Origin of the sequence: Pseudomonas alliivorans, from assembly GCF_017826695.1 — a bacterium.
GTDB lineage: Bacteria > Pseudomonadota > Gammaproteobacteria > Pseudomonadales > Pseudomonadaceae > Aquipseudomonas > Aquipseudomonas alliivorans.
Window position 1 is genome coordinate 12,369 of record NZ_JAFFZW010000012.1, and the last position, 21,086, is coordinate 33,454.

14 protein-coding genes, 1 tRNA gene and 1 pseudogene are annotated in these 21,086 nt (G+C 56.7%); 4 read left to right on the forward strand and 12 right to left on the reverse strand.

Features of this window, described 5'->3' with window-relative positions; genetic code table 11:
• Positions 1–222 precede the first annotated feature (222 nt).
• On the forward strand, positions 223–1,431 hold the full coding sequence (locus JTJ32_RS23470; RefSeq protein ID WP_210043479.1) for a sugar transporter: 1,209 nt from the start codon (positions 223–225) through the stop codon (positions 1,429–1,431).
• Positions 1,432–1,493: 62 nt separating this feature from the next.
• On the opposite strand, the gene pcsA is transcribed toward JTJ32_RS23470, so the two are convergent.
• Both pcsA and JTJ32_RS23480 read right to left on the reverse strand, forming a co-directional pair.
• Positions 1,494–2,213, reverse strand: coding sequence for a phosphatidylcholine synthase (gene pcsA / locus JTJ32_RS23475; protein ID WP_099226992.1), 720 nt, complete (start codon positions 2,211–2,213; stop codon positions 1,494–1,496).
• 88 nt (positions 2,214–2,301) lie between these two features.
• A complete protein-coding gene (locus JTJ32_RS23480) occupies positions 2,302–4,311 on the reverse strand; it encodes a metallophosphoesterase family protein (RefSeq protein ID WP_210043481.1) in 2,010 nt (669 codons plus the stop codon).
• A gap of 280 nt (positions 4,312–4,591) precedes the next feature.
• On the opposite strand from JTJ32_RS23480, the gene JTJ32_RS26955 reads away from it, so the two are divergent.
• Positions 4,592–6,232 (forward strand): methyl-accepting chemotaxis protein, encoded by a 1,641-nt coding sequence (locus tag JTJ32_RS26955; protein WP_184318417.1) that lies wholly within the window; start codon positions 4,592–4,594, stop codon positions 6,230–6,232.
• Between the two features lie 44 nt (positions 6,233–6,276).
• Here the strand turns inward: JTJ32_RS26955 and JTJ32_RS23490 are convergent, their stop codons facing one another.
• The 4 genes and pseudogenes from JTJ32_RS23490 to JTJ32_RS23505 form a co-directional block, all read right to left on the reverse strand.
• Positions 6,277–6,714 (reverse strand): GNAT family N-acetyltransferase, encoded by a 438-nt coding sequence (locus JTJ32_RS23490; RefSeq protein WP_210043483.1) that lies wholly within the window; start codon positions 6,712–6,714, stop codon positions 6,277–6,279.
• A gap of 94 nt (positions 6,715–6,808) precedes the next feature.
• Complete coding sequence (locus JTJ32_RS23495) at positions 6,809–8,005, reverse strand: GGDEF domain-containing protein (protein WP_099226989.1); 1,197 nt, start codon at positions 8,003–8,005, stop codon at positions 6,809–6,811.
• Between the two features lie 176 nt (positions 8,006–8,181).
• Positions 8,182–8,697: pseudogene (locus tag JTJ32_RS26880) on the reverse strand (methyl-accepting chemotaxis protein); the annotation flags it as partial.
• Between the two features lie 1,417 nt (positions 8,698–10,114).
• A tRNA-Met gene (locus JTJ32_RS23505) sits at positions 10,115–10,191 on the reverse strand.
• A 563-nt stretch (positions 10,192–10,754) separates the two neighbouring features.
• Here JTJ32_RS23505 and JTJ32_RS26960 point away from each other — a divergent pair.
• Both JTJ32_RS26960 and JTJ32_RS23515 read left to right on the forward strand, forming a co-directional pair.
• Complete coding sequence (locus tag JTJ32_RS26960; RefSeq protein WP_210043486.1) at positions 10,755–12,812, forward strand: methyl-accepting chemotaxis protein; 2,058 nt, start codon at positions 10,755–10,757, stop codon at positions 12,810–12,812.
• A 302-nt stretch (positions 12,813–13,114) separates the two neighbouring features.
• Positions 13,115–14,014, forward strand: coding sequence for a glycosyltransferase family 2 protein (locus JTJ32_RS23515; RefSeq protein ID WP_210043544.1), 900 nt, complete (start codon positions 13,115–13,117; stop codon positions 14,012–14,014).
• 77 nt (positions 14,015–14,091) lie between these two features.
• Here JTJ32_RS23515 and JTJ32_RS23520 read toward each other — a convergent pair whose 3' ends face one another.
• The 6 genes from JTJ32_RS23520 to JTJ32_RS23545 all read right to left on the reverse strand — a co-directional run bounded on the left by JTJ32_RS23520 (position 14,092) and on the right by JTJ32_RS23545 (position 21,037).
• Positions 14,092–15,657: a glycosyltransferase family protein gene (locus JTJ32_RS23520; protein WP_210043487.1), complete on the reverse strand. Its 1,566-nt coding sequence runs from the start codon at positions 15,655–15,657 to the stop codon at positions 14,092–14,094.
• 91 nt (positions 15,658–15,748) lie between these two features.
• Entirely contained in the window at positions 15,749–16,150 is a 402-nt protein-coding gene (locus JTJ32_RS23525; protein WP_210043488.1) for a GtrA family protein, read from the reverse strand.
• A gap of 4 nt (positions 16,151–16,154) precedes the next feature.
• Positions 16,155–17,108 (reverse strand): WxcM-like domain-containing protein, encoded by a 954-nt coding sequence (locus JTJ32_RS26640; RefSeq protein WP_210043489.1) that lies wholly within the window; start codon positions 17,106–17,108, stop codon positions 16,155–16,157.
• Positions 17,095–18,045: a glycosyltransferase family 2 protein gene (locus JTJ32_RS23535; RefSeq protein WP_210043545.1), complete on the reverse strand. Its 951-nt coding sequence runs from the start codon at positions 18,043–18,045 to the stop codon at positions 17,095–17,097. The genes JTJ32_RS26640 and JTJ32_RS23535 overlap by 14 nt, the downstream gene beginning before the upstream one ends.
• A complete protein-coding gene (locus JTJ32_RS23540; RefSeq protein WP_210043490.1) occupies positions 18,042–19,145 on the reverse strand; it encodes a DegT/DnrJ/EryC1/StrS family aminotransferase in 1,104 nt (367 codons plus the stop codon). Before JTJ32_RS23540 ends, JTJ32_RS23535 begins: the two co-directional genes overlap by 4 nt.
• Before the next feature lie 14 nt (positions 19,146–19,159).
• Positions 19,160–21,037, reverse strand: coding sequence for a glycosyltransferase family 39 protein (locus tag JTJ32_RS23545; protein ID WP_210043491.1), 1,878 nt, complete (start codon positions 21,035–21,037; stop codon positions 19,160–19,162).
• Between the last annotated feature and the right edge of the window lie 49 nt (positions 21,038–21,086).

Consider the following 21,086-nt stretch of genomic DNA (forward strand, 5'->3'; position numbering starts at 1 on the left):
GTGTTGTGATCAACCGTCCCGGTCCGTAGAATTCCACGTATTCGGCTGCATCCCCCCATATCGACAATAATCCACTTCGCACACTGCGCTCGGTCCTGATCATTGAGCGGGGCGTCTTCGCGTTGTTTTTTCATAGGGGCGCATGCCTTGGTTTACAGGTGCCACGCGTGTTTGTGTGGCGATAGACCCTTCGGGTCGCAACCCACTTCGAGCGTTGTATATTTGATGACTACACCACCGAATGCACATGCCGGTAGCTGGCTTGGCGTACTCGCTCTGGCCATGGCTGCCTTTATCTTCAACACCACAGAGTTTGTGCCGATCGGCCTTCTGAGCAACATCGGCAAGAGCTTCGACATGACCACGGCCCAGGTCGGCCTGATGCTGACCATCTACGCCTGGGTCGTGTCGCTGATGTCGCTGCCGATGATGCTGATGACGCGCAATATAGAGCGGCGCAAATTGCTCATCGTCGTGTTTGCGGTGTTCGTGGCCAGCCACGTTGTCTCGGCCATGGCCACCAGCTTTACCGTGCTGCTGATCAGCCGGGTGGGTATTGCGTTTGCGCATGCGGTGTTCTGGTCGGTCACCGCCTCCCTGGCGGTACGGATCGCGCCGCCCGGCAAGCAGGTGCAGGCCTTGGGCTTGCTCGCGACCGGCACATCGCTGGCGATGGTACTCGGCATTCCGTTGGGCCGCGTTCTGGGCGAAGCATTGGGCTGGCGTACTACATTCATGGGCATCGCAGGAGTCGCAGCATTGGTCGTGGTGCTGTTGACCCGCTCGCTGCCTTTGCTGCCGAGCCAGAACTCAGGTTCGCTGAGAAGCCTGCCAATGTTGTTCAAGCGCCCGAAACTGATGGCGGTCTATCTGCTGACCGTACTGGTGGTGACCGCTCACTTCACCGCCTACAGCTACATCGAGCCCTTCACCGAGACCGTGGCGCACCTCAGTGGTGAGGTCACCACGGTTCTGCTGCTGGTCTTTGGTGGCGCAGGAGTCATGGGCTCGATCGTGTTTAGCCTGTTCAGCGATCGCTTTCCAAATGGCCTGCTGATCACGGCGATCGGCACCATTGCGGTGTGTCTGCTGATGCTGCTTCCGTTGTCGGGCGATGCTGTGACACTGGGAACGCTGACTGTGGTCTGGGGCATGGCGATCATGAGCTTTGGCCTGCTGCTGCAGGCCCGCGTACTGTCGCTCGCGCCGGATGCAACAGACGTGGCCATGGCGCTGTTCTCGGGGATCTTCAATATCGGGATTGGCGGCGGGGCGCTGCTCGGCAGTGTCGTGAGCAGTCAGTTGGGCGTGTCGAGCGTGGGGATTGTCGGCGGCCTGCTGGCCTTGGGCGGGTTGGGGCTGTGCAGCTTCACCACGTATCACTTCGGCAAGTCGGCCATTGCAGCCGAGCCTCAAGCCGAAGGCAGATAAAACAGATTCTGATCAGGTCGTTCGCTCGCTGACCGGCATGTGCGGTCAGCGAACGAATCAGCTCAGGCTTTGAGACGGCCCAGCCATTCCAGCGACGTTCTCCAGATACAAATCCCCAGAAAATATGCCGACATCGCCAGCCACAGTCCCATGACCACCGGACCATTGTGCGGATGATTGATGATCAACAATGCGCTGGACAGCAACCAGACCGCCGTGACCGCAATGTTGATCGGCATGAAGCGACGTACCCGGAACGGGTGCAGGAACTTCATGCGGGTCAGGGTCAGCAGCGCCAGCGCAATGATGGTGATAAAGGTCAGCCAAGGGCTTGGCGAAAGGATGTAAAGGCACAGCACGACAACGTTCCAGGCAGCGGGGAAGCCTTGGAAATAATTGTCCTTGCTCTTCATGTCCACGTTGCAGAAACAGAACAGCGACGAAACCAGAATCACCGACACACTCAGCAGCAGTGTGTAATCCGGGACCGGGATGTAGCGATAGAGGAACAGTGCGGGAATGAATACATAGGTCAGGTAGTCAATCACCAGGTCCAGCACCGAGCCGTCGAAGTGCGGCAGGACCGACGTGGTATTGACCTTGCGTGCCAGCGAACCGTCCACCCCATCCACGATCAGGGCGGCACCGAGCCAGAGCAGACAGGCTTTCGGTTCATTATTGAACAAGGCAATGGTCGCCAGGAACGCAAGGACCACGCCGGTGGCGGTGAAGCCATGCGCGCCCCAGGCGTTGAGTCTGGCTATGCGTTGATTGGTTATCACGGGGGCGCTCTCCAGGAAATAATGCTTGTCAGGGTTTGCCGTAAACCTGACCGGTAGCAACTATCGACCCGGCAATCGGCGATAAGGTTCAGCGGTGACTATCGCTCGTTTCCCTGTCGTTTTCCAGAAAACGGCGATCCGTATCCGGCCGCTCGTCTCTGTATCCTTCCGGTTCGACGAAGCGGGTAGGCGGTGCGCCGTTAGCGTTGAGCTGGTTGATCAGCGTTGGCTGGCCCCGGTCGTTGAACCATACCTGGCCCACACCCGCTGAATTCCACAGCCGTTCACCCGCCTTGCTGTGTTCTGGCGTGCGCGGGATGACTTTCATCTGACGACGTTGGGTGAACCAGTTCAGCGGTGAACGCGGTGAGTATAACCACCGATTCAACCGATCAAAAGTATCCAGTAGGCGTCGGGGGAATTCATTTTTGATGCCGCTGCTGGTGACTTGCCAGATGCGCGGACCGCCACTGCGGTGCCGGATCAGGATTTCGTAGACGAACGAGTAGTGAACATCCCCCGACAGAATCACGTAATTGCCCGGCGTTCGGGAGTGCCGAAAGATGTTCAGGATCACCTGCGCTGCGCCGCGATGCGCCATCCAGTTTTCCGCATCCACCAGAAGCGGGTAGCCGCACCAACTGAATACGCGCTGGATTGCCTCGATCAGCTTGACCCCGAAGATCGGTGCCGGAGAAACAATGATGGCTGATTTGTGATCGATCAGCTCCTGCTGCAATTCGCAGAGTGCTTCCCAGTCCATCAGGCCGGAAGGGTGGTTGAAGTTCGACTGACTGCGCCAGCGACGCGTCCGGGTGTCCAGGACCACCAGCGCCGGACTCGTGGGTAACACATAATGCCATTGCTGGAATTTCAGCAACTGATCGATCAGCGCGTCCTGGGTCCCGCTGTTCAACTGGTTGTCACGGCTGACGGTTTCATCGCTCAAGGCCTGTGCCTGCGCGACAAGTTCGTTCAGCGCATCAGGGTTGTTGCCCCAGCCCTGACAGAGCAGGTAGGCCACCAAAGCATTGCCGATGATACGTTTCGAGAACGGATGTCCATAGGCGGTCTCTTCCCAGTTCGCCGACAGGTTCCAGTCGTCCGTAATGTCGTGGTCATCGAACATCATCATGCAGGGTAGATGCGCCATGGCTCTGGCGACATTACCCAGGCCGGCCCTGAAGTCATCGATCACCACCTGTTCCCGCGCGTAACGCTCGGACTCTTGCGCATCGAGTTGCGGCATGTCCGGTGTGACGAGGGACCACGGGACCGGTGACCAGACCAGCAGGTACATTGCCATGACTTCCGCCAGCGTCACCAGATGGTTGTCTGCAGTGGCACTGGTGAACACCGGTTTGCTGGTGCCGCCGAAGAAGCGGTCACGCAAGGTGTCGTTACTTTTCAGGGCAGGCAGCAGGTCGGCGCGCTGGTAATAGCTGGCCGGATGGTCATACAGACTCTGGCTGTCGTCGACTACGGCACCTTCCAGTCTCTCGTCGAACAGCCCAAGGCGGTCGATCAGCGAATGGACCCCACGCAGCATGGGGCCTGCGACATCGTCGGCGTAGACCTGGTCGCCGCTCATCATCAGCAAGGCCGGGCGCTGCAGTGGATCAAGTGTGTCAGCCAGCAACTGATCGACACATAACAGCCCATCGACAGAGCCATGATGCGGCTTGCGGCACGAGCCGTGGAGTATGTGGTCGATCCTGCTGCGCACCACGAAGTTGGGGTAGTTGGTGCCGCTGTACAGCAGATGGGGCGCCCAGTCGGCAATACCGGTCTGCGCGTCGTCTATACACAGGTCATAGTCGATCAGCCGGTCTTTTGGCAATTCGCTGTCCAGACGCACGTCGATCAGATGGATGAACGCACGTTTGCCTATCGCGACGACCTGGCATTGCTGGTCATCAAGCGGATAGTCCGTAAACGCCGCATCCGCCAGCCCATCAACCCGCAGACGCAATGTCAGCGGCAAAGGACGCGAGCCCACCAGCCACAACACCAGACGATCGGCTTCCTGTCGACGCAGCAGCGGACCGGCAAGAACGGCGGGTAACGAATCATGCTGTGAGGTGAGCGAGGGGGGCATCCTGGGTTCGGGCTCTGGCTGAACAATGGCTGGAAATAGTAACGCAGCGCAGGTGGAAAGTTCCTGTTACACAAAACCGCATTGCTGTCAGCATGTTTCAAAGATCCGCACGTGCGGGGTATTTGGTCAGAAAAATCTGACGTTTCTACGAAAACTGTCGCTCACACTCTCCAGTGGTCTCGCACATTGCCGATAGAACCTGTTGCAAGGAGGTTCGCGTCGACGCATGCACGCGTCTGTAATGGAGCTTCCCCCAGCTTTCTCGACCAAGGATCCTGTCATGAACTGGTTCTACAACGCCAAACTGTCCACCAAGCTGTTCATCTCGTTTGCACTCTGTGCGCTCATCACGCTCGTGGTAGGCATCATCGGCAGCCAGGGTATCGGCGACCTTTCGAACAGCCTCAAACTCACGTTCTCCAATAACCTGGTCTCGGTCGCCAAGACCAGTGAGACCAAGGCCAATGCCATCGCTCAGAATCGTGATCTCTACCGTCTGCTGTCGGCAGTGGCCGCCGACGCACCTCAGAGTGCGAAAGATCAGGTCGTTGCCAACTTGCGTGAAAACCGTGCTCAGGCGGAAAAGGCGTACGCCACTTATCGCGCGACGCCGCTTGAAGATGATGAACGTGCTGCTGGCGATCTCATGGATAAGGACTGGCCTGCGTATCAGGCTGCGATTGATCGAGCCGTCAGCGTTGCATTGGCTGGCGATGTCGGTGCGGCAAGAACGCTGGTGGACGGAGAGGTTCGTGACATCTACGTCAAGATCATGAACGAACTGAACATCATGGTGGACTCCAACGCCCGGCAAACGGGCGAGGGCGCAGTCGCTGCCGGCAAGACCGAGTCTGCTGCCAAGCTCAATCTGTATATCGGTATCGGCGTGGCGTTCGTGGCTGCGTTCCTGCTCGGTCTGTTTATCAGCCGCGTCATCAGTCGACCGATTGCGTCCGCTCTGGTCAATGCCCAGCGCATTGCAGGCGGCGACCTGACACAGCCAATTGTCAGCCTGCATCGTGACGAGGCCGGACTGATGCTGTCTGCGCTCGGTGAGATGCAAAACAGCCTCAAGAACACCATCGGGCAAATTTCCAGCGCGGCCGACCAGCTCGCCTCTGCCGCCGAGGAACTGAACGCTGTCACCGAAGAAAGCAGCCGCGGCCTGACGCGTCAGAATGACGAGATTCAACTGGCGGCTACTGCAGTCACGGAAATGACCGCAGCGGTCGAGGAAGTGGCGCGCAACGCTATCTCCACCTCCGATGCATCCAGGCTGACCAGCACCGAGGCGGCGACCGGTCGCGATCAGGCACGTGAAGCCGTGAACGCGATCAACACGGTCAGCACCGAAATCAGCAGTTCCACTGCAATGGTCGAAGAGCTGGCTGGACGCGTTCGCGAAATCGGTCAGGTGCTGGACGTGATTCGCGGTATTGCCGAGCAGACCAACCTGCTGGCGCTCAACGCCGCCATTGAAGCGGCCCGTGCGGGTGAGCAAGGACGTGGTTTTGCCGTGGTAGCCGATGAAGTGCGTGCCCTTGCGGCCCGTACTCAGGCATCCACCGGCGAGATCGAAGCGATGATTGGCAGCGTACAGAGCAGCGCTGATCAGGCGGTTCGTGCGATGGGCAACAGTCGCACGCTGGCCAGCAACACTCAGTCACTGGCCCAGGCCACAGGCCAATCCCTGGAACGCATCGCCCAGAGCATCGCTGAAATCAACGACCGCAACATGTTGATTGCCACGGCGTCGGAAGAGCAATCCCACGTTGCGCGTGAAGTGGACCGTAACCTGATCAACATTCAGGACCTGTCCACCCAGACCGCTGCGGGTGCCAATCAGACCAGCGCGTCCAGCCAGGAACTGTCGCGACTGGCGATTTCGTTCAACAACCTGGTGGGCAAATTCAAGGTCTGATCTTTGAACGCGGGGTCAGCGTTTCACGACGCTGCCCCGGTCCTTCAAACGGCTTGAAGGTTAAGGCGCTTTTGAAAGAAGAAGCGCTTGTGGCCGGGCGGGTAGTCGTCGATCTGCGCAAACTCGCTGAAACCGTGACTGCGATAAAAGTCCGGGGCCTGGAAGTCGAAAGTATCCAGCCACATCCCGACGCAGCCTTTCTCGATGGCCAGATCTTCGGCCATCTGCATCAGGCGCGAGCCTGTTCCCTGCCCCCGGGTCTGCTCGGGCACGACCAGCAGTTCGATGAAGAGCCAGCGATAAAAGACACGGGCGTGCAAACCGCCAATGATGTCTCCTGTTTTGTCATCCCTCACCAGCAGCGCTACCTTCTCGGACTGCCCGTCACCGGCCTGTTCGGCGTTATAGCGCCTCAAGGGCTCTAGAATGGCCAGGCGATCTTCTTCCGAAGGATCGTTTTTGACTTCAATGTGTACGCTCATGCGTTAGCTCCCGGCCGTCGATTGCAAATCGGCAGAGTAGAGCGCCGGTTGACCGGGGTAAAGCTCAGGACGGGTTCACGCCTACGATTGAGTATCAGGCTGAGCGGATGCAGTTACGACCGGCATGTTTGGCGGCGTACAGCGCAACATCGGCGGCATTGATCAGTTGGTCGGCCGTGGCCATGGGGGCTATGGCCGCGGCGACACCCAGGCTGATGGTGACCAGCGCGCCTTCGCCCTGAGCCGGATGCGGCAACTTGAGCGTAGCCAGTGCAGCTTTCATGATCTCGGCAAGTGCCTTGGCCTGGCTGACATCGGTGTTGACCATCAGGATCAGAATCTCTTCGCCGCCATAACGAAACGCCACGGCGCCGTGTTGCTGGGCATTTTGCTGGATCACTTGGCTCATCAGCTTCAGGCAACTGTCACCCTGAGGATGGCCATAGTTGTCGTTGTAGGATTTGAAGTGATCGATATCCAGCAGAATGAACGCCACGTTGGTTGGCGTCTCTCTGGAGCGTTCCCAGATGGAGCTCACCAGCTCGTCCAGATACCGTCGATTGAACAGCCGGGTCAGCGCATCGGTGCGCGCAACTTCCATTAACTGAACATGCAGCAGCCGTCCGCGCAGAGCAAACAGGTAGCTCAGACGGGCGCCTCGCTCCAGAAAGTAGGAGGCCATCAGCAGCAACGCAACGGTAGACACGAATAACAAGGCATTGGCCTGCCAGGTCAGAAAATCCGCAAAGTCTGCCAGATAGGTTGTGACCAGTTGAATGGCCAGCATGCTCAGCGTCGCCACGGTGGCATAGCGAAACGGCAGTTGCTGGATCATGGTGCAATACACCATGACCAGCAGCATCCCCAGTTGGTAATGGAGCTGGTGCGGACTCTCGCTGTAGGTCATGACCACCATCGGCATCAGCGAGGACAACACAGTGCCGACTGCCGCGGTTGTTTCCAGCGCCCGGCGGGACGTCATGCGCTGAATCAGTAAAAGCAAAGCGATGAACATCGGTGTGATGACGAACAGCCGGCCGATCGCGACGTAGAAAAACATGTCACGCAACATCAACCAGTCGCTGAGCAGGTAAAGGTTGTAGATCAGTCCGCCGCCAATGCCGACTGCCGTAATGAATCGACGTCGCTGTTGCTGGGTGTCCGCTTCGTAACGTTGTTCAAGTTCACGGCTGAACCGCAGTGTGCCAACTCCCGAGGCAATGGTTCGCTCAACTTCGACAAGCGTCTGCGAGTCTTCCTGGGTCGGGCGATCAAGGGCGGGAGTGAGCATGTGGCACCGGGTTCATCACATCGAATCCATTAGGACAGCGCTCGATATGTCTTAGTGCCACTATCAGTGGCTTGAGGTGCAGATAAATGAAAATAAATGTGCATACAGTGATTCACCAAGCTGACGTCATGCTCAACGTCAGCTCAGGCTCGTGCGTTACGTGACAGCATAAACCATCAGGCGCCGCCCACTTTGAAAATGGCAACCTTTTGTGCAAGTCGATCTGCCAACTGTTCCAGCTCCTTGCTGGCGGACGCGACCTGCAGCGATCCACTGGCGGACTTGATGGTGGAATCGTGAATGCGGCTGACGTTGACTGCGACGTTTTCGGCCACAGCACTCTGCTGGACAGCAGCGCTGGCGATCTGGGCGTTCATGTGATTGATTGCGCCCACTTCCTGACTGATTCTGGTCAGTACGCTCTGGGCAGTGCGGGTCTGAGAGACCGTCTGGGTCACCCGCTCACAGCAGTCACGCATGGTTTGTGCGGCGGCTTGGGTTCCGCCCTGCAAGCGACTGATCATCTCGCGGATTTCCTGAGTCGACTGCTGGGTGCGAGTCGCCAGGGAGCGCACTTCATCGGCCACGACCGCAAAGCCTCTTCCATGCTCTCCGGCGCGGGCGGCCTCAATGGCGGCGTTCAAGGCCAGCAGGTTGGTTTGCGAAGCGATGGAGTTGATTACCTCGATGACCGTCTCGATCTGCTCGCTGTCTTTGGAAACCTGCTCGACCGTTGTGGTGGTTTGACCCAGCGTCACCGCCAGCTCTTCGATCGCCTGAGTGGTACCCGCAACCAGGCGGTTACCGCTCTCGACCTCATTGTCGGCTTCACGGGTCGCGTTTGCCGCTCTGGAGGCATAGTCAGACACCTCGGTGACCGACGCCGCCATTTGTTTGATCGCCGTCGCAACCTGCTCGGCCTCACGGGTCTGAAGGCTGATGTGGTCGTTGTTGCGCGTGGAGGTCGCCGAGAGCTGGCTGGAGGAATGATTCACCTCCTGTGCCGCCTTGCGAACCTGAGTGATGGTGTCGGCCAATCGATCAAGCGCGGTTTTCAGGACACCCATCACACTGTCGGGGTAATCAGTGACGATGGTCTGTTGCAGGTCGCCCGCAGCCAGCCGCCGGATCGCTTCGGCCACCTCGACAGGTTCTGCGCCCAGAGTGGATTTCACGAAGCGAATGATGACGGTCGCCATGATGATGCTCAGCAACAAGGCCGCACCGGTTGCCAGCAGCATCAGACCGGAAAACCGGCTGGCGGTGGTCTGCACTTCATTGAGCTGAACCTTGATCGTGGCTTCCTCGTAATCAATCAGCGCGTTGATGCGCTTCAACCATTCGCTGTAGTCGCCAGAGGCACGACTCAGCAACAACGCCTGAGCGCCCGCAATGTCGCCAGCCCGGCGCAAGTCGACAACCGCTTTGCTGGACGCAAGGGTCTTCACTTCGATTTCCTTGATGGCGCGCAGCAATTCCTTCTCGTCATGTGTCACCCCGGCCTGGCCGATCAACTGGTCCATGGGCTGTGCGGAGTCGGTATAGGCCTGCTCCAGGCTCGCCACCTCGGCCAGGTGAAACGCAAGATCGCGGTCGTTGTTCACCAGCACCGCATCGCGCACGGCAATGGCGCGGTTATGGACACTGCCCCGAAAATTGATGGCGTAACGCTGAATCTTTGCCGCGTTGTCACTGACGTCTTGCAGAGTGGAATCGATGACGCCCACACGCTGCATGCCGACGGCGGTGATCAAAACGAGCAACGACACGATAGCGGCAAAGCCGAGACCGATACGGGTAGCGAGGCGGACGGGTGTTTTCATAGTCTGGGCTCGGATTTTCGGGAGGTTCAAGTGGTGATGGCGATGGGGCATCACTTGAGAGTTGCGACGATACGTGAGGGGAGGAGGGAGGACTATTAAGAATATGTAACCTGATCGTTAGCTTTTAGCTATTGAACGTTTTTTGTCGATAGTCGAGCGAGCGATGTTTATCAGAATTCAGATCGTGATCGGGTTGGCGTAATAAGTGAATAAGCGGGGGACCAGTAGGGCGTCAAGGACGCCCAAAAACAAAAAAGCCCGCACGAGGCGGGCTTCTTGTTGAACTTGGTGGCTACACAGGGACTTGAACCCCGGACCCCAGCATTATGAATGCTATGCTCTAACCAACTGAGCTATGTAGCCAAGTGGCGCGCATTATTCGCGCAGAACGGATATGTGTCAAGCGTCTGTGTGAAAAATAATTGCGTACGATCAACCGGTTAGGTCTCGCGTCTGAGCTCCTGCCTCCTCAAGGTGCGTCGGTCAGTGCTCCTTGACCCGATAACGTGCCGTGTCCCTCGTCCCCCTCCGTTACCTCCAGTGACGCTTGCGAATCAATGTTTCCGGCGCTTTTTCAGGTTTATGCCTGGCCTGCCGATGCAGTGGGCAATCAAATGTTCATTATCGCGATGCTAAATGATGGCTGGCGGCCGGGTCCGCAGAGGGTCGATAAGAAAAGGCATGCGTTTTCTTATCGACTGTCTGGCATTGCGATTCGCGGTCTGGAACTTGCTTGGGATTTCTCAAAACGACGTCCAGGTCGCGTTTTGTAAAAAACAGACCGGTGACCACGCTTTTTGACACGAAGAGAAGCGACGCGTATCGCCATAAAATCAATAACATGGCATTTTGCTTTCAGTGCTTTTTAAAAGAAGAACCGCGCCGGAATGTTCCAGGCGGCGGGAGTTCACGGGGAGTCGCAGGACATGAACAGTCTTTTGTCGCCGGGTATGCGCCTGATGGGGCATTTCGGTTTTGCTCGCAAGTTTCAGGTCTTGTTTCTGTTGTTCATGTTGCCGCTGGTGGGCAGCGTGTGGGTGATTGCGAGCGACTATAGAAACAAGCTGGCGGTGATCTCGGGTGAGCAGTCTGGCGTACGGCAGTTGTTGGCACTCGACGATTTGAACATCGAACTGGCAGCCCAGCGTGATCACGCGGCGCGCTGGAAGGCGGCCGACATCCTCAAGGAACCGACACCGGAAGCGAAAGCCGCGATGGCCAATGTCGATGCGGGCAATCCTCGCATCGCCAAGGCGCTGGAAAACCTCAATGCGGCCCTGATCAAGGAAAGCGCGCCTGCCGACACGATGGACCGGTACAAAGCGCTTCAGGCCTCGGTGTCGGGCATGGATACGGCATCATTGCGCACCGTGGGCTGGTGGCCGGACGGTTACGACCGCTTCACTGCCGCCTTGAATAATGTGCAGGCCTTGCGCGAGCAGATCGCGATGGACAGCGGTTTGATTCTCGACCCGTGGCTCGAGACCTACATGCTGATGCAACTTTCTACGCAGCAGGTGCCCGACCTCATCGAGCGTATCGGTCGCATGTCCAGTATCGGCCAGACCTCGGTCGCGTCAGGCCAGTTCAGTCTGCAAAGCCGGCTGCAAATGCGTGACCTGCGCAGCCGTATCGATGATGCCAGGGATCAGATGCACAAGGCAGGCGGCTTGCTGATGTCCAAGCTGCCGGCGCAGATGCAGCCTTGGGCCGATAAATACGCAGCGGTCACGCAGATGCTCAACGCCGAGCTGAAAGTGCTCGACGAGGGAGTGTTCGGCGGCAGCATCAAGCTCAAGCCGCAGGAGTTCGAGCGCAGCATCGATACATTGACCAAGGGCGTAGCGGACTTCAGAACCCAGTCGCTGAACGCACTGTACTATCGGCTGGATTACTACCACGACTCCTCCAACATGGAGTTCATCCCGATGGCAGTGGTGTTCGGCGTACTGATGCTGCTGGCCATGTACCTGTTCGCCTGTCTGCAGGCCTCGATCCGCCATAGCGCCAGCGGCATCACCACGCTGGCCGAGTCGCTGCGTGACGGCAACCTGTGTGTCGAAGTGGCGGTTGAGGGCCGCGATGAGCTGGCGGCCATCAGCCGTGCCTTGAACGTCGCGGTCGTACAGCTACGCGCCAGCCTGCTGGGCGTCAATCAGGAAACCGTGCGCGTCGGTGATGCGGTACTGACACTCAATGCCCAGTCCAGCGGAACGCTCACCGAGGTTGAAGACCAGCAACAGCAGATCAGTCAGATCGCCGCCGCTGCGACCGAACTGGCCGCGACCTCCCAGGGCGTCGCCAGAAGCTGCGAACAGGCATCGGCCAGCGCGCGACATACACGCCAGATAGCCGAGCAAAGCAGCCAGGACAGTCAACGCACCACCGACAGTATCCAACAGCTCAACCAACGCCTGACCGACACCGCCGCTGCGCTGGGGCGCGTCAGCGAGCAGGGCCAGCAGATTCAATCGGTTGTTGACGCCATTCGTGGCATCGCCGAACAAACCAACCTGCTGGCGCTCAACGCGGCCATCGAGGCTGCGCGAGCGGGAGAACAGGGCCGTGGTTTCGCCGTGGTCGCCGATGAAGTACGCAGTCTCTCGCAACGCACCCAGGCGTCGACTGCGCAGATTGCCGGCACCGTAGACAGCCTGCGCTCCACCGTGACCCAGGCCGTCGACCTGATGGAAGCCGCCTGCGGCCAGGCCGTCAACGATGCCCGCTCCGTAACGGGGCTCGGCGAACGGCTCGGCGAGATCGCCACGGCGGTGCAGGGCGTGACTGACACGCTGGTGCAGATATCCACCGCTGTTGAAGAGCAGGCGTCCACGGCAGACGAGGTCAGCAGCAATATTCAACAGGTCGATCAGGCTGCGGGTCGCTTGCTTGAAGGTGCACGAGCGGTGAACAGGGCAGCGGATACGCTGAGCCAGGGGAGCCAGGCGCTGAGTGGGAATACGGCGCGGTTTCGGTTGGGGTGAGTGCGCAGGTTCGCATGTGATAGCTGTACTGGCGCGCCGGGGCAAGACAGTCGGCCCGGTTCTTCTATATGCGTCGTTCCTTGAAAGCATGACACGAGCATGAAACTTCGATCAGCGGTGACGATGGGCGTAATCTATTGGCTGACGGAAGTCCGGGCAAAGCGTAAAATTCCGGGCTTTTGCAAGTGAAGATTTTCTTGAGAACCCAGTTTACCGAGAAAGACATGATCAGAAACGCGACTCAGGTTGAGGCACAGCCCCTTGAACAGGGTGCCGTTTGTCAGCCACACGTTGCGATACTGATGTGCACCTACAATGGTGGCGCCTATCTCAAGGGGCAGTTGGACTCATTCAATGGGCAGACCCTTCAGGACTGGACGCTTTACGTATCTGACGATGCGTCCACAGACGAAACGCGAAGCATATTGAGCGAATACCAGCGACGCTGGGGGGCTGATCGCCTGATCGTGTTCGACGGACCGTGCAAGGGCTTTGCAGAAAACTTCATCTCGCTGGTTCGCCGCCCGGAGCTCAAAGCCGACTACTTCGCTTTCAGCGATCAGGACGACGTCTGGTTCAAGGATAAGCTGGCACGCAGCGTCAGCCGTCTCGAGCTGCTAGGCAGGAAAAACCCAGCGCTGTATTGCTCAACGACCCGATTGGTCGATGCAGACAGAAATGTGATCGGTGTATCCAAACTATTCACCAGGCCTCCATCGTTTCAAAACGCGTTGGTTCAGAGTATTGCAGGCGCCAATACGATGCTGATCAACGGTGCTGCGCGGCAGTTACTGCTGCAACTGCCGGATCGGGCTCCTTTGATTGCCCATGACTGGCTGTCCTATCTATTGGTCACTGGGTGCGGCGGCAAAGTCATTTACGATGCTGAGCCGACGCTGGAATATCGTCAGCACAGCGGCAACCTTATCGGCGCCAACGCAAGCTCCCGGGATCGTTTAATCCGCCTGCGCAAGATGTTGTCCGGGCGCTTCGTCAAATGGAATGATGCCAACATCGTCATTCTCAAAAAAATGGAGCCATTGTTGACGGAGGAAAGCCGGGAGGTGCTTGCCTGTTTCGATCACGGCCGCAAACAGCGCTTTTTCAAACGCATGCGCATGCTTCGAAAGTCCGGTATCTATCGGCAGACCGTGCAGGGCAACTTGAGTCTCATTCTGGCGTCCTGCCTGGGAAAGGTTTGAGCTCGCCTGCACCGTTGTTCTCGTGATTGTTGACGAGGTTGTACAGTGTACGACCCCGTTTCGTCTGGTTACTTTGTCTAGTCCGCTCCCGGCGCTCTGTAGATCTGGTAAGCAGGGTTGGGTGAGTTCGGGACTGCTATAAAGTGAGAGCGAATGTAATCATTGATCAACCGATGTGAGTTCGAAAATCTCAGTTCTTCCCGCCCGTCCATGGCCATGTCGAAGATGAGCACGAAGCCTGGGTTGGACTTTTTGATCCGTTCAATTTCTGCTCGCTGAAAATCCTCACTGCGCGGGGACAGCGCGTAAATTTCCCAAAGTGGTGCGTGGCGTTCCAATAAAGGGTAAGCCCCGGGCCAGAAAGGCAATACCAGTACGGTTCTTCCATCCGGTGCATAGCTGTCGGTAAGGCTTCTCAAAAGATCCACCGCTTCGGCAGAGCTAGGGTCCATAGAGAGAGTTGAGCCGGAGACTGTGACCTCTTTCCATCCGTCCTGGGTCCGGGATAGTACGCCAGGTTGCCAGGCAGCAAGAATGAACAGGCTGGCTGAAGCTGTAAGAATGCCTAGCGCCATTTTTGACGCTTGCGATCTGACAGCCGCCAAAATAACGAAGATACCGAGAAGTAACGGGTAGATACCTTGCGCCAGATGCCCCACATCCGGACGAGCGAAGGCAAAGTGAGCGTAAGGTAACGCAGCGCAGGCAACAGCCACTACCTCCGGGCGCGCTGTGCGGTTGCAAAGCCGCTCTCTGAACACCCAGGCGAGCGCCCCCACGCCGAATACTAAAATCGCGATAAAACAGATGCCTATCAAAAACCATCTTGTTTCGATCACTACGCCGGCAGTACCGAAGCCTACTGTCCAAGGCCACGGTACAGGCAGGGGTAGATTGGTATTGCCCTGCTCTAGCATGAAAATAATCGTGTCCATGAAGGCGGCAAAGTAGCCCGGTATGATCAAGCACATTGCAAGTACTGGCAGATAACCTACCACCACACCGGCGATCCAAGTTGCGATGCCTTTCCAACGGTAGTCGGATTCCGGGGCTTTTATCGCGAGCCATCCCATGGCTGTGAAACTGGCGGCTGCAGCATAAACGCCATGGTTTCGGCCAAAAACCGCTGCGAGGCCCACAAGAACACCGAGTAAGAAATACCGTTTTGCCGAAGGCTTAAGCAGAAGGCAGGTGACCCCGGCAACAACGATCATTGAGATAGACATATCAATGATCTTGTGGCGCGGATACATCCAGGCCATGAGTGTGACGGCCGCAACACACAGATAAATGATATGTCTGGCAGCGGTTTGCTTCAACGCTATGGATATCGTCCACAGCCCGGCATAGATCCCCAAAAATTGAAACAATGTCAATGATGCACGCAGAGCAATTATGCCTGAATCGCCCCATAGTGAAAAAAAGCCTGCGGCCCAGTAGTACCGGCCAGGGTCATAAGCCATGAAATCTCGAATCGGAACTTCCCCAGCAGCGAGTTGCCTGGCACCGTACCAAAGATACCCCTCGTCCCACAGGTTGAAACCGTCATGGCCTTGCCATAAAAAATTAGCGATAACGAACAAGGCCGATATGACCAAAAGCACGAAGCTGTTAACCATTCGGTCTTTTTTAACATCATTCATGGTGTGTTCCGCATCGTATCGTGATGGCACGCACTATGCCTCTTAACGAAGGCTGGAGATAGGCATGCAGGTTCATGACCCTGACCGGGTGTCAGCGTGCTGTTTGCTTTGCAGCGAATGCCAGCTTTGACAGTAGAAAAGTCACTGGCAACGTGAGCGCAATGGCGACCAGTGGTGCTAGCCGGGCATCAAGTTCAAGCTTTTCGACCCAGCACCACAGAATAACCAGACTCAGACCGTACTGAATGAGGTAAATCAGCGGAAGCATGATGATGGAGCGCAGGCCTTGGTGGCTCTTGAATACAAAGAATCTATTCAGTACGTAAGCGAGCGCAATGCCTGTTAGATAGGAAATGGTGTAGCTGATGGCGTAAGGCAGGAACATCAACAAAACGAGATAAATCCCGTAGGTCAAGGCGGTATTGAAACCGCCTGACATCAGGAATCGCGCAAAGTCTTGCTTGAAGAATTTTGAGACAGCCTGATTCATCATCGGATCACTGTTCAGTGTTTTCGATCAGTGATTTAAACTCTTCATAGTTACGTACGTAATCAGCTGCATCGTAATAATGAGAAGCGAACACCAACAACACCGCGTCCTGGGAATAACGGTATTGAATACCCCACGTCATGGGGGGCAGATGAATACCCTTGTTTGGCTTATCCAGAACGAACTCTTCCCGGTTGACACCATCATCAGCGACTACATGAACCGAGCCCTTGACGGCTATCAGAAACTGGTGGCACTGACGGTGGGCATGCTCGCCTCGGGTTTCAGCTGTTGGTACGTCATAAACCAGAAAGTAGCGCTCGGACTTGAACGGAATCGAACGTTCAAATTCACCAGCAGACAAGCTGCCTCGAATGTCGGACACCTCATTCATGGTGTGTAGAGTCACGTCCTTCACCGAGGTAGCGGCCACGCCGATAGCTGCTTTTTCTGCGCGTGTCTCACTACCGGCGTTGACCGGTTTGGCATCCACGTAACCGATGATCTTTGCCGGATTGCCCACCACTATGGCATTGGGCGGTACTGACCGGGTCACTACCGCACCCGCACCGACCATCGCATTGATCCCGATTGTGATACCAGGAAGAATCGTGCAATTGGCCCCCAGCGACGCGCCCTTGCGAATGATGGTGCGAGCGAAACTTTGTGGATAGACTTTGCTGCGAGGGAACAGGTCATTGGTGAAGGTCGCGTTCGGGCCGATGAAAACATCGTCTTCTATAGTGATCCCGTCCCACACCTGCACGCCGCATTTCAACGTGACCCGATCACCGATGATGACATCGTTCTCGATGAACACGTTGTCGCATACGTTGCACTCACTCCCCAGTCGTGCGCCCGGCAGAATATGTGCGAAGGCCCATACACGGGAGTCCTTGCCGATGTTTTCCGACTCGCACAGCGCGTGGCTATGAACGAAAAAATCCTTACCGCTGCTCATTCGTCTCTCCAAATCCCTCTATCCGCATAGGGATCGCCAAGGGTCTGTTCTTTGTATTTTCGTAAGTGCGCCACGCGTAAGAGCCGACGATTCCCAAGCCCATAAGGTTCAGACAGCCGAGGAAGGTAATTGCCAGCATGATCATCGCGTAGCCGGGTACTTCAATCATGCCTTCAAGCTTCGCGATAAGCGTGAAGATGCCAAAAATAGCTGCCAGTCCCGCGCCAAAGGCTCCGACCCGCGTCAGTATCCGGATCGGCATGTCCGTGAACGAAAACACGCTATCCATGAGGTAGTTGACCTTCTTGCGAAAGGTCCAGGCGGACGTGCCATGCACGCGCTCCTGACGGGTGTAGGTCACCACTTCACGGCGATAGCCCATCCAGAAAATCTGCGCGATCAGCGAGCTGTGACGCTCCTCGAGGGTCAGAAGGGTATCTCTGAATGCCTTATTGCAGGCGAACATATCGACGCCACCCGGCGGAATCTCTGGGATGACGTAGCGCCTGTAGAAACCCCAAAACAGTTTAGACGCGGTGCGTGTGGCCCAGGGATCCTGACGACCCTCTCGTACACCCACCACCACGTCGATATCACCACGGGTCAGAACCTGATTCATTTCAAGAACCAGCTCCGGCGGCTCCTGCAAATCCGCCGCCATCACGGCATAGCGGTCACCGGTGCCATGCTGCAGACCGGTACGAATGGCCATGAACGAACCAAAGTTTCTCGAAAGCAGAATCAGCTTTGAGGTGAAGGGCTGCGAGGGCAGCTGCGCTCGCAGAATCTCGTAACAGCGGTCAGGGCTACCGTCTACCACGAACACCACCTCGAGCGCATGCTCAAGCTGCACATCCAGCGCCGTCACAGCAGCAAGCAGGTCTGGAAGATTGCTCTCGTTGCGATAAACGGGAATGACCAACGTCAGCAAAATTATTGCTCCTTGGAAAAGTAAGCGGTCACTGCTTCGATAACGCGTTCGACTTCTTCAGCGGTGAGGCCGGGGAAGCATGGCAAAGAGATGACGGTATCACATGCCTTCTCGGTTACGTCCAGCGCCACCGACGGGGCGGCCGCGTAAGCCGGTTGCTTGTGGTCGGCGATTGGATAGTGGATGTCTGTGCTGACCTGTCTTTCTTTCAGGGCGGCAGAGAATGCAGCCCTGTCATTAACGCGAACGACATACAGATGGCCCACATAATCCTCAGCTACCGAAGACGGTAGTTGCATGTCCAGACCCGCGAAGGCATCGCTGTAGCGCTTGGCAATCGAGCGGCGCTGTTCGTTCCAGTTGTCCAGATGCGGCAATTTGATACGCAGTATCGCGGCCTGCATTTCATCGAGGCGGCTATTGCGACCACCTGGGATGGCAACGCGGTATTTCTGATCCCAGCCGTACTGGCGCAGTTGACGAATGCGGGCGGCAAGTTGATCGTCGTTGGTTGCCACCGCTCCGCCATCACCCAATGCACCCAGGTTCTTGGTCGGGTAAAAACTGAAGCAGGCAATCGTACCGAAGCTGCCTGCCTGCTTGCCATTACGACGTGCACCATGAGACTGCGCGCAATCTTCAAGAACCGGAATGCCTGCCGCGGTAGCAATCTGAACGATTTCTTCGATGTTCGCCAACTGACCGTAAAGGTGCGTCACGATAATGACCGATGGACTCGACTCGGCGAGTACAGTGGACAGTGACTTTGTGCACAGTGTGAGAGTGTCTGGATCGACGTCCGCATACACAGGTTCTGCACCTACGGCATGGATCGCCGTGCTGCCGTAAAAGCCAGCGTTTGCGACAGCGACCACACGATCACCCTTGGAAACGCCCAAACCTCTGAGGGCCAGTTCAAGCGCGTCGGACCCATTGGCTACGCTGATGCAGTGCGAAACGCCAACGTATGCAGCAAACTCTTCCTCGAACAGTTTTACTTCGTTGCCCAGCACGTACCAATGGCTGTCCAGTACGGATTTTAGCGGGGTGGCGAAATCGAGCCCGGCGTTGGCTTTGACGGCGGAGAAGAGAGGAATGTTTTCCATGAGGGCTTCCATAATCAGTGAGGCGAACGATTGATAAGTTCGCACGCATTAGGCATCGCGAAAATTTTGAAGGTCGAGCTGACAGTGTAAAGTTTCAGATCGCATTTTCCGGGCAGTGCGGTAGTAGCGATAGGGCCTTCGTAGCCGCTACGAAGAGCAGCTTTGTCGCCAAGGGCTACAGCAACGTCCGGTCGCTTCACGTCAATACTCATCGCACCTACGACTTTACCGGCTTCCACCGCAACCAGATACTGAGGTGTGCCATTGGCGGGGGCGATATAGCTCCAGCCTCTGAATACCCAGCCATCGGCAGTCTTGCGCACTTCATCCAGGTTGCCGAGAGCAACTGTCTGGCTCTGCGGAGCCTTGAGCAGAAACTCCCCCTTTTCCAAAAACAGACGTTGAGTGAGCTGTTGAGCCTCGACCATGGCAACGCGCGGGTCTTTACCCGTCTCGCTGTCCTTTATTGCCTCGACAATCGGGCGTCCGATTGCCGACTTCTGGATATTTGTGGAATTGAGCGTGTTTGCACTCCACGACACCGCATTGGTCCAGGCCATCCAGGTCGCGAGCACGATAAGGCATTTCAGGTAGAACCGATCAGATTTCACGGCCCGTGCAACCGAGGCCGACGTCTGTGCACTCGAATAGCGGGTCGTTGCAATAGCAATGAGCATTGCCAGAAAAGGTAGGGTCACAAACAGGTACCGGCCTTGCGGTTGCGGCATCGAGTTCTGAGAGGCGAGCAAACTGAGCAGAATAATGGACGGAAACAGCCCCAGGATCATGATCAGTGGCAACAGGTTTTTCAGCAGAAAAGCCGATTTGTTGTCAGGCGAGTACACACGCAGTGTCTGGATGATCGCTGCCAGCACAAGCGCCATGAACAGCAGGGCAGCTACCGTGTAGTAAGGTGGTGAGATGAATATATTCATCCATCCGGTCACCGAGAAGTAGCTCATCAATGTAAGCGTGATCCACGGGGCAATGTTGCCCATTTCCAGAAGCTTGCCAGAGCAGCCGATGTAACACGTTCCAAAACCTGCCGCAGGGTTGGTCTTGTGCATCTCCACAAACTGAAGCTGCCCGGAAATTCCGGTTATCTCTCCAAATTCAAGGTAGGTGAACACGAGCATAGGCGCAGAGACAATGACCGCGACGAGCAGGATGGTTGCAATATGCTTGGTCAGCCTTTGCTTTCCGAACACTTGAGTTGCGGCAAACATAACGCCGGCAAAAACCAGAGCAGGCAATAAATACAGCTTTGCCATGAGCATCAGTGCGATGGACCCGCCCAGACAGATGGCCGTGTATTTCGCTGGCGTCTTCAGAAAACCCAGCAAGGCACTCAAAAGCAAAGCTACGCTCATGACACCATAAGCATCACTATTGAAATAGGAGAAAGCAAAAGATACTTGAGGGACCAAAGCGACTGCGAGAGCGCCCAGCGCTGCGGCTTTCTTTGGCATTCCGGCCCTGTGACCAATACGAAACAGGGCACATATGAATATCGCACCCAATATCCAGTTGAAGCACCGCACCGCCAGGTAAGCAAACTCGGATGGGAGCATCCAGCTCAAGCCATAGGAGCTGATCAGCGCGCCAATGACATGCGGAAAGGGCAGGCCGTGGTACCAGAAATCACCTGGCTGCCAGGTATGGCCCGAAATCGTTCCTGTGAATGCTTTGACTGGCTCCGCCGCGTCAGGCATCGAATGGTAAGCCTTTAAATACTCCAGCAAAAAGAAGTGCGTCGATTCATCAGGGGCGCCGTGGAAGGCTATTCCCAATGACCAGGCCGCCAATATCAAAAAATAGGTAACGGCCAGTACCCGTTGGTAACGGGTGCTGGACCAGCCTGTTTGATTGTCTGAATGAGTTGATTCAGGCACGTATATCCCCTACTACAGCCACCGTCTCAGTCATGCGGAAAGAAACCAG

Coding starts and splice junctions, on each gene's coding strand:
- JTJ32_RS23480 (WP_210043481.1), bottom strand. CDS start 4,311: ATGCCCCCCTCGCTCACCTCACAGCATGATTCGTTACCCGCCGTTCTT.
- JTJ32_RS26955 (WP_184318417.1), top strand. CDS start 4,592: ATGAACTGGTTCTACAACGCCAAACTGTCCACCAAGCTGTTCATCTCG.
- JTJ32_RS23490 (WP_210043483.1), bottom strand. CDS start 6,714: ATGAGCGTACACATTGAAGTCAAAAACGATCCTTCGGAAGAAGATCGC.
- JTJ32_RS23495 (WP_099226989.1), bottom strand. CDS start 8,005: ATGCTCACTCCCGCCCTTGATCGCCCGACCCAGGAAGACTCGCAGACG.
- JTJ32_RS26960 (WP_210043486.1), top strand. CDS start 10,755: ATGAACAGTCTTTTGTCGCCGGGTATGCGCCTGATGGGGCATTTCGGT.
- JTJ32_RS23515 (WP_210043544.1), top strand. CDS start 13,115: ATGTGCACCTACAATGGTGGCGCCTATCTCAAGGGGCAGTTGGACTCA.
- JTJ32_RS23520 (WP_210043487.1), bottom strand. CDS start 15,657: ATGAATGATGTTAAAAAAGACCGAATGGTTAACAGCTTCGTGCTTTTG.
- JTJ32_RS23525 (WP_210043488.1), bottom strand. CDS start 16,150: ATGATGAATCAGGCTGTCTCAAAATTCTTCAAGCAAGACTTTGCGCGA.
- JTJ32_RS26640 (WP_210043489.1), bottom strand. CDS start 17,108: ATGAGCAGCGGTAAGGATTTTTTCGTTCATAGCCACGCGCTGTGCGAG.
- JTJ32_RS23540 (WP_210043490.1), bottom strand. CDS start 19,145: ATGGAAAACATTCCTCTCTTCTCCGCCGTCAAAGCCAACGCCGGGCTC.